We start from the raw sequence: 13873 nt of genomic DNA, 5'->3' as shown, positions 1-13873 counted from the left end.
CGCGACAGTGACCAGTTGCGCGGGGCTCCGCGGAAACCGGCGGTGGGCAAGGCCGTTCGCGGCCGCGTCACATCGTGCCGGACAGTTTCAGCTCCAGATACTCGTCGGCCAGGGCCTCCGGGAGGTGGTCGGGGGCGGCGGCCACCACCGCGATGCCCCGCCGCCGCAGCGACTCCTGGACCAGTGCGCGTTCGGCGAGCACGGATTCGGCGGCGGCTGCTGCGTATAGGTCGCCCAGGGTGTCGCGGCGGGCCGCGGCGGCGGCGATCTCGGGATCGGTGACCGAGACGATCAGGACCCGATGTCGCTGTGCCAGCACGGGCAGCACCGGAAGCAGGTTCTCCTCGACGGCGGCACCGTCGAGACTGGTGAACCAGACCACCAGGCTGCGGCGGCGGGCCCGCTGCAGGGCCGCACGGACCAGGCCCGCGCTGTCGGTGTCGACCAGCGCCGGAATTACCCCCGCCATGGCGTGCATCAGGGTGAGTTGCAGGCGATTTCCGCCGATACCGCGCACCTCGGTGCGTACCTGCCGGTCGTAGGCGAGCAGATCCACCGAATCGCCCGCGGCGGAGGCGAGCCCGCCGAGTAGCAGCGCGGCCTCGATACTCGCGTCGAGGCGAGTGCCCGCGCCGACCCTGCCCGCGCTGATCCGGCCGGTATCCAGCAGCATCAGCACATGGCGGTTGCGCTCCGGGCGCCAAGTGCGCACCAGCACGTCGGCCGCGCGGGCGGTGGCGCGCCAGTCGATGGCACGCACGTCGTCACCCGCGACGTATTCGCGGAACGAATCGAACTCACTGCCCTGGCCGCGCATATTCGCGACATTGCGGCCCTCGAGATGTTGCAGCCGTTTCACTTTCGAGCGCAGCAGTCGCTCGCTGCGGAAGGGCGGGAGCGCCCGCACCCGGGCGGATACCGTGCGCCGGGTCTGCCTGCCCGCGAGGCCGAGCGGGCCGACCAGCCGCAGGGTCACCGGGCCCGCGACCCGATCGCCGCGATAGGTCGGCGTCAGCGTGGTGCGCAGCCGGACCTTGGTATTGGGCGCCACTGCGAGCCGGTGCGTGCGGTTTCCGGTGCGGGCGCTGTCGGGCCAGTCGTCCCACAGGTATCCGCTCGCGATCCTGGTTCCGGTGTTCACCACCGTGAGCTCGACCTCCGCGGTGCGGCCGAGCCGGACCACCGTGATGGGCTCCCTCGAGAGAGTGAGATCTCTGGCGCGGGCGACCGATCCCATATCGAACAGCACCGCCGCGCACAGCAGGCCGGTGACGATGGCGACCCCGACCCAGCTGTACCACGCGACGGCGACCACCACCCCGGCCACCGTCGCGGCGGCGGCCAACCGACCGGTGACGACCACGGCTACACCGGAACCGGAACCGAGAGCAGCAGCGCGGACATGACACCCTCGGTGGTCACGCCGTCCAGCTCGGCCTCCGGCTTCAGGTGCAGTCGATGCCGGAGCACCGCTGTCGCAACGAATTTCACGTCATCGGGGGTGACGAATCCGCGCCCGTTGAGCCAGGCGAAGGCTCGCGAGGCCGCCATCAGCGCGGTCGCGCCGCGGGTCGAGGCGCCATGCTGGACGGCGGGGGAGCTGCGGGTGGCCCGGCAGATATCGACCGTGTAGGCCAGCACCTCCGGACTGATCGTCACCTGTGCGATGGCCGTGCGTCCCGCGGCGATATGGGCCGGTCCGGCCACCGGTCGCAGTCCGGCCGCGGCCAGATCGCGCGGATCGAAACCGGCGGCGTGGCGTTGCAGGATGCGGAATTCGTCATCGCGCCCTGGCAATTGGATATCGACCTTGAACAGGAACCGGTCCAACTGCGCCTCCGGCAGCGGATAGGTGCCCTCCTGCTCGATCGGATTCTGGGTGGCGATCACCACGAACGGATCGGGCAGCGGACGCGGCTTGCCGTCCACCGAGACCTGGCGCTCCTCCATCGATTCCAGCAGTGCCGATTGGGTTTTCGGCGGCGTGCGGTTGATCTCGTCGGCCAGCAGCAGGTTGGTGAAGACGGGCCCGTGCCGGAAGGTGAACTCGGCCGAATGCGGATCGTAGATCTGCGAGCCGGTGACATCACCCGGCATCAGGTCCGGGGTGAACTGGACCCGGGTGTGCTCCAGATCCAGTGCGGTGGCCAGCGCCCGCACCAGCAGCGTCTTGGCCACCCCGGGCACACCTTCGAGCAGCACGTGGCCGCGGCACAGCAGGGCGAGCACGAGGTACATGATCGCGTTGTCGTTGCCGACCACCGCCTTGCCGATTTCGGTGCGCAATGCGCCGAAGGCCGCGCCCGCCTCCTCGGCGGTCGGGGTGCGGTTGGTGTCGGTCTGGGTCATCGGGCCCTCCTGTATGTGCCGTTCGGGGCGTGCCTCATCCCTTGGCCTCGATCCACTCGAGTTGTGCGGCAACGAGTTGCACAGTGTTCGCATCGGGCACCGGACCGTATAGCGCGGTGCCGATGGCGGTCGCGTCGATACCGGTACGCGCGGCGATGGCGGCGACCAACTGATCGGGCGGCGCGTCGGCGGCCACCCCGAGTGACGGGCGCAGCCGCCGCAGGGTCGCCGCCCGCAGTTTTGCCGCGACGTGCTCGTGGTCCTTGGACTTGCGGTACAGCGCGGCCTGGCCCGCCAGCAGCTCGTTGGCCGCGACCTCGACCGGCCGTGGCTCGCCGACCAGGGCGCCCCGGCGGCGCGCGCGCCACCACACCAGCAGTGCGGTGGCGATCAGGAACTGCAATCCGCCGAAGGCGACCGGCGCGGGCAGCCGTTCGAAAATCGAATCCTCGCCCTCGCCGAACAGTGGGCCGTGGTCGCCGCAGCCGGAGTCATCCGGCGGGAAGTTCTGCGGATTCTTGGGCGGCGCGGGTGCGATCGGTGCGCTCAATGCCTGGATCAGCGCCCACATCAGCAGTACCGCGACGATGGATCCGATGATCGCGGCCCAGAACTTCGGATTCCGCAGCAGCTCCGGCAGGGGCGGCAGTTCGCGTCGCTTGCGTGGCGCGGTCTCCGCGACCTCGACCTCGAGCGGCTCCGGCTTGGGCGGTGGGGCGGAATCGGAGAACCGGTCCGCGTACTCCAGCCTGCGGTATTCGTCCTCGGTCGCGCGGCGGCCGCCGTAGACGACCTCGTCGAAACTACGCGCGGTGGGCTGAAGTTCGGCGGCCAGGTCCCGCGGCAGCGCGGTGGAGGCGTCGTCCACCGTCTCGTCGGCGGTCCGGGAGCGCCGGACCTCCAGCACCCCGCCCTGCTCCAGCCCGCGCAGCATGGCACGGAAGCGTTCGCGCAGCGCGCGGTCGAAGTCGCGGTGCTCGGCGGCGCTGTCGGCCGCGGCCCGGTGATCGGCGGCCGGGCCGAGACGCGGGGTCTGCGGGGTGTCGGCCGGATCCTCCGGAGTACGCCAGAACTCGAACTCGTCGCTCACCGTGCCTCCGGAATCCGAATGTCCAGACCCTCCCGGCGACACCGCAGATCGACATAGCTCACGACGCGCGAACTCGCCTCGACGACCTCGCCGAAGGCGATCAGCAGCAGTACCGCCGAGGTGACCAGCACGATCACCGGCCAGCGGTGGGTTCCGGTGAAGTCGACGAGAAATAGCGGGATACCGAGCAGCGGCACGGCCAGTAGCGCGAACAGTGCGCGCTGAGCCATCCACAACCCCGCCATCGACCATTCCGAGCCCGCGGCAAGCAGTTTCGCGCGGTGAACCGCGGGCGCGTGTCCGATCCGCTCGGCGAATATGGCGGGCACCGCGACGAACCGTTTGGCCCGCAGCCACCCGAGCCAGGGCAGCGCCGCGGGCGCGGTGATGATCAGCACGCAGCTCACGACGATCACCCCGAGCCCCACGAGGGTGAACAGCAGTTGGAACACCAGCAGCGGCAGCGCCCGGTCCCGCAGCCTGCCCAGCGCGGCGCGCCAGCCGACGCGGTGACCCGATACCGTCGCCAGCCCGATCGCGACGGTGGTCCCGCGCAGTGCGTAGCGCAGCAACCAGGCACAGACGGCGGTCGATCCGATGGCGCCCCACCAGGTCGCGGTATCGGAGCCGTCGGTCAGACCGGAGAGGCTCGCGGTGAGTACGACGACAATGGTCTCGGCGATGAACAGCCCGGCCAGGCTCAGCCCGGCCAGGGTGGTGATATTCGCCTGGATCAGCGCGAACGGCACATCGAGCCGTTCGCGGAAGGTGAGCGGGCGGATCGGCACCGTCGTTCCAGGGGACCCTGGTACCGGATCTTTCCCCGCCCCGACGGCACCTGCCTCGGCGGCTGGTAACACGCGGCCGAGTCTAGAGCGTGCCGCGTCGGTTGGCGGTGTATCGCAGCTCAGGCGGGTCGGCGGGTCGGCTGGTCAGCGGCCGAGCAACCGGTCGACCACCCGCCGGTACCTGGCCGGGTCGATGGGCGGCAGGCCGAGCAGCGCGCGCAGATAGACGCCGTCGCCGACCAGTCGCACGATATCGGCCTGCACGGGGTCCTCGATCTCGCCGTCCAGACCGACCGACCAGGCCGCCATCATCTCGGTGAGCGCCTGCTGCACCTCGTCGTCGGTTTCCGCGGCGGACGCGTCGATGGTGCGCATGGTCGCCAGCATGGAGCGGTAGAGCGCCAGTTCGACCGCGTCCGCGGCGTTATCGGGGTTGGGCGTCTGCAGGTACCACTCCGATACCGAGGTGCCTCGAGTCGTCGCGTCCTGCAACTGATGTTCGGCGCGTTCGGTGAGGCGGCGGACCAGGCCGGCGAGCAGGGCGTCCTTGCTCTTGAAGTGATAGAGCAGCCCGCCCTTGGAGACGCCCGCGTGCGCGGCCACATTCTCCAATGTCACCTGTGACATGCCCTTTTCCAGTAGCAGGGATTCGAGCGCGTCGAGGATGCGGTCACGGGTGGTTGCGGTCACACGGCGACTATACCGGCTGGACGGTAAAGTCTGCTACTGTACCGTCTGGACGGTAAGAAACCTCGCGACGAAAGTCGAGAAAGACTTATGACCTCATCCACCCAGGCCCGGACCACCGGGCTCGAAACGACCGCCCCGCCCCGTGCCACCCTGCGCGATTGGGCAGGCCTCGCCGTGCTCGCGCTGGCACTGCTCCTGCTCGCCGTCGACGCCACGGTGCTCGACCTGGCGGTGCCCGCGATCAGCGCCGATCTCGCGCCGACCACCCCGCAGCTGCTGTGGATCATCGACGTCTACTCGTTCGTGCTCGCCGGTCTGCTGGTGGTGATGGGCAATCTGGGCGACCGGATCGGCAGGCGCAGGCTGCTGCTGATCGGCGCCGTCGGATTCGGCCTCGCCTCGGCCGTGGCGGCCTGGTCGGTCAGCCCCGAGATGCTGATCGCGGCCCGCGTGCTGCAGGGCATCGCGGGTGCGACCCTGATGCCCGCCACCCTGGGCCTGATTCGCTCGATGTTCCTCGATCCGCGTCAGCGCACCGTCGCGATCGCGGTCTGGAGCGCAATGGCGGGCGGTGGCGCCGCGGCCGGTCCGCTGCTGGGCGGCTGGCTGCTCGAGCACTACTGGTGGGGCTCGGTCTTCCTGGTGAACCTGCCGGTCATGCTGGTGCTGGTGGCGCTGGGCCCGGTACTGATCCCGGAATCGCGGGACCCGAATCCGGGTCGCTTCGACCTGGCGAGCGCGGCGCTATCGATGCTGGCGCTGGTGCCGGTGGTGTACGCAGTGAAGGAAGTCGCCTCGCACGGCCCGAACCCGCGTCTGGGCGTGATCGGCGCGGTGGGCATCCTCGCCGGTGTGCTGTTCGTGCGCAGGCAGCGTCGCCTGGACAGTCCGATGCTGGACCTGAAGTTGTTCGCGCTGCCCGGGTTCCGCACCGCCGTGCTGACCAACCTGCTCGCGGTCTTCGCGCTGGCCGGTGTGCTGTTCTTCGGATCGCAATACCTGCAGCTGGTACTCGGCCGCACGCCGATGCAGGCCGGTCTGGTATTGCTGCCCGGCCTGGCGTCGACCGTATTCGCTTCGCTCGCCGCGGCCTGGCTGGTGCGGCGCCTGCGGCCCGGCCTGGTACTCGCGGGTGCGCTGACCGTCGCGGCCCTCGGCTCGGTCCTGTTCCTGTCGCTGAGCCCGGACGCCGTGACCAGCACGACGCCGTTCGTTCTCGGCTTCCTGTGTCTCGGCGCGGGTGTCGGTATCGCGCTGACGGTGTCCTCGGACCTGGTCGTCAGCTCCGCCCCGGCGGAGCGGGCCGGTGCGGCGGCGGCGGTCTCCGAAACCGCCTACGAGACCGGTATCGCGCTCGGCGTCGCACTGCTCGGTAGCGTCGTCATGGCGATCTTCCGCAATGGGCTCGACCTGTCCCAGATTCCCGGCGAACACGCGGGCGCGGCCTCGGAATCCCTCGCGGCCGCCACCGGATTCGCGCGGGAGCTGCCGGAGCACGCGGCGCGGGCATTCCTCGCCTCGGTGCACGAGTCGTTCGTGTCGGGCATGCACCTGGCCGCGTTCGGCACCGCATCGGTTCTGATGATCGCCGCGGTGATCGCCTTCCGGCTGCGCACCGCACGAACATAGGTCGCCGCGGGTTCGCGCTCATCCCATCCGGGCCGAGCGTGGGCCCGCTCGGCTCGGGGCCGGAGCGCCATGGTGTGGTTCCGAGCGTCGCGAGCGATACTGGAATGAGCAACGTGGTGATGTCAGCAGTGTTGCTCGCTAGATCGGATCGCGATGAGATCCCCGCAGGAGGGTCGCACCTCAGGGGCGAAGACCGAAGGTTCCGTATCCGCCTCGCCGGTGTCCAGTCGGCGGCGGGCCAGGGGATTGTGCGCTCTGCTCGGGCTACTACCGGTGGTCCCGCTGTTGGCGTGGGCGTACGGGAGGTCGGTGCCCACACCCTCGGATTGGTCGGGGGGCTGAGATGCGCGCCGGCGGATCCCAGGCATCCGTTCCCACCGTGGGCGAGGTCGCGCGGCGGTTTCCCGAATGGCTGCGCACACATCCGTTCGCGGCGCTGATCAGCGCCGTGGTCGGCGGTGCTTTCGGCTATGTGTGGAATGTGTGGCTGATCGCCGTGCGCTATGGAGGAGATTCGAAGGTGCCCGGAGGTGCCCCGGCCACCGGCGATGGCAACCTCCTCGCGGGTGCCCTGTTCTGGAGTGTGGCGGGCGTCGTGATCTTCGGCATCGGCAGCTACTGGTACACGGTCGGCACCCGGCGCTTCTTCGGCGACCTGCGTGGGCTACCCGGCGCCCTCGCGGCGCTGATCAGCGGTGACCGGGCGGCCCGGGTCCATCTGCTGTGGGGCGCGGCGGTCGGCATGCTTGCCGCGGTGGTCCTGGCACCCTCATTGAGCGCGGTCCTGGCGATCGGACTGCTGGTCGCGGCGCCCGGCGTGCTCGGCAGCATCCTGGCGAATTTCGTCGGACGGGTCTGGTCGAAACCGGTCGGGACGTTTGCACCCACCCGTCGCCACACGGTTACCGGTGTCACCGGGATGGCGGTCGGCCTGCTCGGCGCGGCTGCCGCGCTGCTGGTCGCGGCCGTCATTCCCAGTGTCATAGTCGAACTGATCCTGGTCCTGGTGCTGGCCGGAGCCGCCCTGGTGGTCAGCCGGATCGGCAAGCCCCCGGCGGCCACCATGCTGCTGCTCACCGCGATTCCCGTTCTGGCCTGGCTGATCAACCCGGTCGTTGCCTTCGCCGAGGACGGCGGATGGCAGGAATGCCGAGATCTGGGCGAACCCTGGTTCAGTTGTCCTGGTACCCCCGCCGTACTGGCCCACGCGGGGGTAGGCGGCGTGGCATCCGCCGTGGGCGCGCTCGCCGGTACCTTCCTCGGCGCTATCGCCGGTACCTCGGGCAACGGCGGCCCAGGCGCGGGCCCACAGCAGACACCACCCCCGGATCCGCGGGGCAGCGACCAAGCCGCCATGAACAACTGGATCCAGCAACTCCTGCGTGACCCCGCCTTCCAACGGTGGCGGGCCAACTACCCCGGCTACCCCGATCCGCCCAGCAATGTGGAATTCAACGCCTATATGAAGTGGCGGCACGCCCAAGGCTTGCCGGACCCACCGTTGGTGTTTCCTCTGGTGACGCCCGCGGGCAATGTGGTCGACACCCGGGTCATCTCCAGCGACGATGCCCGCCGCACGCTATGGGCCGCCACCCACCCGCCCAACCAGCCGTACGATCCGAACGCGCCCCTGCCCGCTCCCACCGGGGACTTCCCGCCCGGCATCAGGGGCGGCGAATTCACTACGCGCCCCGATGGCACGATCGACCCCGACAAGCCCATCTCCCTCACGGTGGACTGGCATCATCCCGCCACCCCGCCGACCGATCAGTGGCTCACCCCACCCGAGAAGGGATTCGACCCCGTCACACTCGCCTCGACGCTGCAGCAGAACTTCGGCATGCGCACCCAGACCGTCACCGATCCGGAGGGTCGAACCTATGTGAAGATCCCGGACAACCTGCCCCCGAACGTTGCCGGTTCGACCTACGGCACCAAGGTCATCAGCGGCCAGACAGTCTTCGACCCCGACAGTCCCATCCGTATCTCGCACTGGCCGACGCCAACGCCAACCCCGACGCCGCCGCCGTCGGCCTCCGCATCAACCCCACCCCCGACGCCAAAGGCCCCGGTGGTCGAGGACCCCACAGCTGCCCGCCTTGCGCAACTGCGTGAGCAGGCCGGACTCACTCGGGCGACACATGACACCTACGCCCGAAACGGGCAGATATACGGGGCACTCGCCTCGATCGGCTCGGCAATCGGTGTCCTCGCCGATGCCGGTGTCAACATCATCGGCAATTTCACGCCCGTGGGTGGGACGGCGGTGCACTCCGGTTACGCGACGGTCGAGGCCATCGCAGGCGGCATTGCGGAAGATAAGAGCGGGGGAGTAGTAGCGGCGAACGTCATCGCAGACAACACAATGAACGTGGAGTTCGGGCAGCTCCCGGGCGGCGAGCGGACGGCCACCACGGTTGCCAAGATCGGAAACGGTGTCGGTAACACGTTGGTCGGCGCTGCCAAATCTTGGCTTTCGACTGAGGGCGAGCAGAACAACCGAGGGTGAGCAGAACAAAGGAAGTGTCGACATGACAGTTGACCTCGAGCTCGACGCAGCGGCGTTCGACACACTGGGCGCGCTGGTGGACGTCCCGCGCAGTCCCGTCTCACCGTGGCTGGGTACCGATTCGACGATCACCGATACCGCGCGTGCCCGGTTGGCCGAGCTCGGCGTCGTCGACGACACCGGGACTACGAGAAACCTGCAACCCACCTTGGCGGCGCTCGCGGCGGCGACGGCCACGACCACGGTCCGGTTCGTCGGCGCCGGTGTTCTTGTCGAATATGTCGCATGGGTTTCGGCCGATCACGGTCCCGTCGGACTGTCGGCCACCGCGGAGCAGGGTGTATTCCGCCTCGAGGATCCGGCACCCACCGAGCGGGTGACCGAATTCCTGACCGGGCTGGTCGGACGAAGCCCGTTGCGCGGACTGGATCTGGTCGTGGATGTGTCGATAGAGGACGGTCTGGTCCTCGCCGCACTCATCGACATACAGCGCCGCCGGATCCTCTCCGGCCAGGCCGAGGCCGATCAACCGGTGGCTTTCGAGGAGCTGCGAGCCACGCTCGACAAGCCGCCCGCGATGGGATTCTCACTGGTCGACGCGATCAGTCGGCTGTGCGATGTCGAGGCTTCCCGAGCCGGGACCGGGATGACCGATTCCCTTGCGCGACTGGCCGAGCGGGGGTTCGTGGACGTGGACTCCGAGGCCGTCCGTCCGGCCGGTCCATGCGCCCCGCTCGCCCTGCATTTCTCTGCGATCACCTCGATCCTGGAGCTGGTGAACGCGCACGACGACGGTCGCGGCGGCATGTACCGGCTCGGTTTCACCTGCCTGGAGTCGGGCGTCAGTGATCTCATGACGATCGAATGGATCGAACGCGGAATTCACCTGGAAACCGTGAGCGCTGACACCGTCGTCGGTTATCTCGACCATTTCCTCCGCCGACCCGACTCCGCTGTCCAGGCCGCCGCGGCGACAGGCGAGGAGCCCGAGGAGGTACAAACGCGGCCGGTGAGTCCCCAAGGAATCAGCGCAGCCGGTCCGTCGGACGCGGACTCGATCGGGGCGGAGCCCGAGACCGTCACCCCGACACCACCCTGGCGGCCGACACATGTGGTGCCGGCCCGGGGAATGCAGGCGTGGGCGGTGCCCGGTGGGCCAGCGGTCGCCCGGCTCGATCCGGGGGTCGAACTCCAAATCCTCGGACACAGCGGCGGCTGGGCACATATCGTCTGCTCCAACGGGTGGTCGGCCTGGGTGGATGGACGAGCGATGGAGGAGCTACCCACCGGTGCTCCGATGGCGCCGCCGTCGCGGCCGTGGCAGGTCCACCCGGCTGACCGGCCCGCACGGGATCGGCCCGTGCCCGGTGCCGTCCAGTGGGGCGGTGAGCAGCCGATGTGGCGGCCTACCCACGTGGTGCCCGCAAGCGGGATGCTCGCCTGGGCGACCCCCGACCCCAAGCGGGCCCCCGTTGCCCGGCTCGATGCGGGAATCGAACTCCAACTGCTCGAACGCACCGGCGACTGGGCGCATATCGTCTGCTCGAACGGATGGTCGGCCTGGGTGAACGGGACCGCCATCGAACCACGACCCCGCTGACACCCACCTCCGACCCGGATATCGACCGGCTGGGGCGAGCTAGGTGACGCTCGCCGCGCGCTTCCACATCATGGTGCCGAATACCGACGACGGCGCAGGGCGATTCGTTCCGATCGGTCCCCGATCTCGTCGAAGTAGCCGCCCTCGACCTCGGTATGTGCTCAGTGGGCGGGCGGGAGTTCGCGCGGGCCGCGGTGGGCGGGTAGCTCGGACTGGTGACGCGCGGCGAGTTCGTCGCGGTGGGCGCCGGGCGGCAGGTTGTAATCGCGGGGTGCCGCGGCCGGGGGGAGTGCGGCGTAGCGCGGGTCGGCGTAGTCCGCGTCGACCACGGTCGCGGCGACCCGCTGGGCGTGCCAGGCTTCCGGCGAGCCCGGCGGCAGCTGGTAGCCGACCGGGGTCTGGGTGACGCTCGGGCCGTGCGAATCCTGCGTGTCGACGGTGACCTTGCGGGTCCGGCGCAGCGTGAAGGTGATCTCCTCGACCTCTTCGAAGGCCTGCCTTGCGGTGCGCAGCGGATGGGTGGCGGTATCGATGGCATTGGCGACGAACGAGGGCACCAGCGGGCGGATCCAGCGCGCGGCGGTGTCGGTGAACGGCACCTGGCCGATGATCGGGAGTTCCAGGCCGCCCTTGGGTGCTGGCGTCTGCGCGCCGACGGACGGTGCGAGCGCGCCCGCGGTGGTGGCCGGTGCGAGCGCGTCGGCGCGGACGGTGGCGGGCAGGTTCGGTGTCACGATCCCCTCCTGGGACACGGTGCTGTCCTTTCGGTCGGCCGCGGGCAGTTCGGCGCGGTGTTGATTGTCGAGCCGCCGAGGCTCGGTGACCCCGAGCTCCAGCCCGCCGATGGCGGCGATGATGCGGGTGCGCTGCCGCTCCCGATCGATGGCGGTATCGGCCTCGACGGCGAGCCGCGTGGCGGTTAGTTCTTGTTCGGCCCGCAGGCTCTCCGCCTCCGCGCGCACCTCGGCCCGCTTGAGCGCGATGGCGGTGTCGGCGTCCCGTTCGGCGCGGTCCTGTACGGCGCGGTAGGCGGCGTGACGGTCGAACGAGGTCTCGCCACGCCACCAGCGCAGAATCAGCGGCAGCAGCGCGAGCAGCACGAACGTCAGGATGATGAGTGCCCGCAGGAACAGCGCGCCGGCCGCGCCGGAGGTGTAGTCGTTCATGGCCAGCCAGCGCGCGCCGAGGCCGCGGTCGGCGTCGGCGAAGGCGGCGGACCGGGCTGCCGTGAGGGCCCTGTCGTCATCGGCGACCCGCCGGTCGGCGGCGTCCACCCGGCCCTGCGCGTCGGCGAGCTGACCGCGCGCGTCGGCGAGCATCTCGTTGGCGGTCTGTGCCTCGGGGCCGCGGCCGGGCACGCCGGTAATGCGGGTTTGCGGGCATTCGGGGGTCGGGTTGAACTCGCAGCGCGCGATGACCAGCGCCCGGTCGATATCGGCCTGGGCCTTGGTGATGGCCTGGTCCAGCGTCGTCCGGTCGGCGCGGGCGGCCTCCGATTCGGTGCGGGCGGCGACCACGCCGGGCGCGGATTCGACACCACGTTGAGCCTTGTCGTCGAGCAGCCGGTCGATGGTGCCGCCGAAGAGCACGGTGCTCGCGAGTTCGGCGATCAGCACACCGGCCAGGACGGCCACGCCGATCCGGGCGCCCAGTCCTAGCCGGTCCGGCGTGCGGCCGGGTTTGGCGGTGGCGAGGGCGCGACCCACCGCGCCGGTGAGCAAGCCGACGACCAGCGCGAGGGCGGCAATGCCTACCGCGGGCCACTCCCCGACGGCGGCCAGGGCGAGGGCGGTGACCACACCGGCCACCGTCGCGAACAGCGCGACGACGGCCCCGGTGACGGCGTAACCCGCCCGCTCATGGTCGTAGCTGACTTCGTCGGTCTGACCCCCGCCGAGCCAGGTGAAAATGCCGGTGACGGTCATGGGATCTCACATCCTCTACGTCCCAGTCAGGTGGCGTGCGTGGCGAAACTGTCACGGATTCGTTGTCACAGCGTGACAGGCCGAGCCCCGACACACCGAGTGCGGGCGGGTGGATGTGGCCAGGCTCACACCTCGGTGCGCAAACGCCTACTCTGACATGGTGATTCGTTATCGAGTCAGAAGGGCGGGGAATGCGCGTTCTGGTCCTGGCGGTGCTGGCGGTGGCGTTGGTCGTGTGCTCACCCGATAGCGTGCGCGCGGCGCCCGCCGTCGAATTCGGTGGCCGGGGTCCGCTGGATCGGCTGGTGCGACTGGTGGCCGACCGTCTCGGCTCGGCGGACGCGGTGGCCGCGGCCAAGTGGGCCGAGGTCGCGAACGACGGACGCGAGCCGATGATCGACGACCCGGAGCGCGAGGCCGAGGTCTACGACGCCATGGCTCGCCTCGGATCCGGGCGCGGACTTCCGGAGCAGTGGGTCAGGCAGGTGTTCTTCGGCCAGATCGAGGCCAGCAAGATGGTGCAGCGCGGCCTGGTGGTGCGCTGGCGTTTCGATCCGGCGAGCGCGCCGAGCGGTCCGCCGAAGCTGGCCGTGGTCCGGCCCGGGATCGATCGCCTCAACGCCGACATCATCGACCAGTTGGCCGCGCATCGCGACGAACTGTCCGCGCCGGACTGTATGGAGCGGCTCGCGACCAGTGTGTTCGGCTTGCTGGCAGCGGGCTACGCCGATCCGCTGCACCAGGCGGCGCTGGTGCGGGCTGTCACCGCACTGTGTCTGCCCTGACCGGTGTGTGTCGCGACCGTATCCCCAGGGTGCGGCACGGGATGCCCCCCAAGCGATATCGCGCGGCGGCGCGTCGCGGGGCGACGCGAATGATGTGGCGAAGGACACTTCGCCGCCGTTTGCTGAATATGTGCTGAAGGCCACACAATGAAAAAGAACCCGGACGGTCGGATCACATCGCGTGCTTGTCACACCCCTGTCGGAAATATCTCACTCGTCCAGTTCCGAAGTTAGCCGTGGCCCAAGGGGTTTGCCCGTGCCGGACCCTGGGAAATCCTCTTCGACGCAGGTGAGCGCCAGTTCTCCCGGCGTGCCGCGCACCTGCCGAAGACGGTCTCCGCACCCATCGCCGCTGCTGGCACGGGGTGCCAGGGGATCGATTCCGGCGCGTTCGCTGCTTTACACTGGACGACGCGCACAAGTGGAGGACGGAAAGAATTGGCCCTGCTAGGCCAGGTTATTAGTACGACCTAAGTTGGTTGGGCCCCGGACCTGACTTATCGTTTGC

The 13873-nt window shown here is 69.6% G+C and carries 10 protein-coding genes; 4 read left to right on the top strand and 6 right to left on the bottom strand.

Features of this window, described 5'->3' with window-relative positions; genetic code table 11:
- Positions 1-67: 67 nt before the first annotated feature.
- From AB0H61_RS33270 to AB0H61_RS33250, 5 genes are all read right to left on the bottom strand, one after another.
- The gene (locus AB0H61_RS33270) at positions 68-1363 is read right to left on the bottom strand and encodes a DUF58 domain-containing protein (RefSeq protein WP_357311721.1); all 1296 of its coding nucleotides are present in this window, start codon (positions 1361-1363) and stop codon (positions 68-70) included.
- Positions 1364-1365: 2 nt separating this feature from the next.
- Positions 1366-2349: a MoxR family ATPase gene (locus AB0H61_RS33265; protein ID WP_357311720.1), complete on the bottom strand. Its 984-nt coding sequence runs from the start codon at positions 2347-2349 to the stop codon at positions 1366-1368.
- Positions 2350-2383: 34 nt separating this feature from the next.
- Positions 2384-3439: a DUF4129 domain-containing protein gene (locus AB0H61_RS33260; RefSeq protein WP_357311719.1), complete on the bottom strand. Its 1056-nt coding sequence runs from the start codon at positions 3437-3439 to the stop codon at positions 2384-2386.
- Positions 3436-4227 (bottom strand): hypothetical protein, encoded by a 792-nt coding sequence (locus AB0H61_RS33255; protein WP_357311718.1) that lies wholly within the window; start codon positions 4225-4227, stop codon positions 3436-3438. The genes AB0H61_RS33260 and AB0H61_RS33255 overlap by 4 nt, the downstream gene beginning before the upstream one ends.
- Before the next feature lie 144 nt (positions 4228-4371).
- Positions 4372-4917, bottom strand: coding sequence for a TetR/AcrR family transcriptional regulator (locus AB0H61_RS33250; RefSeq protein ID WP_357311717.1), 546 nt, complete (start codon positions 4915-4917; stop codon positions 4372-4374).
- An 87-nt stretch (positions 4918-5004) separates the two neighbouring features.
- On the opposite strand from AB0H61_RS33250, the gene AB0H61_RS33245 reads away from it, so the two are divergent.
- The 3 genes from AB0H61_RS33245 (at position 5005) to AB0H61_RS33235 (ending at position 10655) form a co-directional block, all read left to right on the top strand.
- Positions 5005-6546 (top strand): MFS transporter, encoded by a 1542-nt coding sequence (locus tag AB0H61_RS33245; RefSeq protein ID WP_357311716.1) that lies wholly within the window; start codon positions 5005-5007, stop codon positions 6544-6546.
- 379 nt (positions 6547-6925) lie between these two features.
- Positions 6926-9055, top strand: a complete 2130-nt coding sequence (locus tag AB0H61_RS33240; RefSeq protein WP_357311715.1) for a hypothetical protein — start codon at positions 6926-6928, stop codon at positions 9053-9055.
- A gap of 22 nt (positions 9056-9077) precedes the next feature.
- A complete protein-coding gene (locus AB0H61_RS33235) occupies positions 9078-10655 on the top strand; it encodes a hypothetical protein (RefSeq protein WP_357311714.1) in 1578 nt (525 codons plus the stop codon).
- A 161-nt stretch (positions 10656-10816) separates the two neighbouring features.
- Here AB0H61_RS33235 and AB0H61_RS33230 read toward each other — a convergent pair whose 3' ends face one another.
- On the bottom strand, positions 10817-12580 hold the full coding sequence (locus AB0H61_RS33230) for a DUF4407 domain-containing protein (protein ID WP_357311713.1): 1764 nt from the start codon (positions 12578-12580) through the stop codon (positions 10817-10819).
- Positions 12581-12771: 191 nt separating this feature from the next.
- Here AB0H61_RS33230 and AB0H61_RS33225 point away from each other — a divergent pair, with 191 nt between their 5' ends.
- Positions 12772-13365, top strand: a complete 594-nt coding sequence (locus tag AB0H61_RS33225) for a chorismate mutase (RefSeq protein WP_357311712.1) — start codon at positions 12772-12774, stop codon at positions 13363-13365.
- Positions 13366-13873: the final 508 nt, after the last annotated feature.

Source organism: Nocardia sp. NPDC050710 (assembly GCF_040654375.1).
GTDB lineage: Bacteria > Actinomycetota > Actinomycetes > Mycobacteriales > Mycobacteriaceae > Nocardia.
The sequence above is the reverse complement of the archived record's forward strand: the minus strand, read 5'-3'. Positions and strand labels throughout refer to the sequence as shown.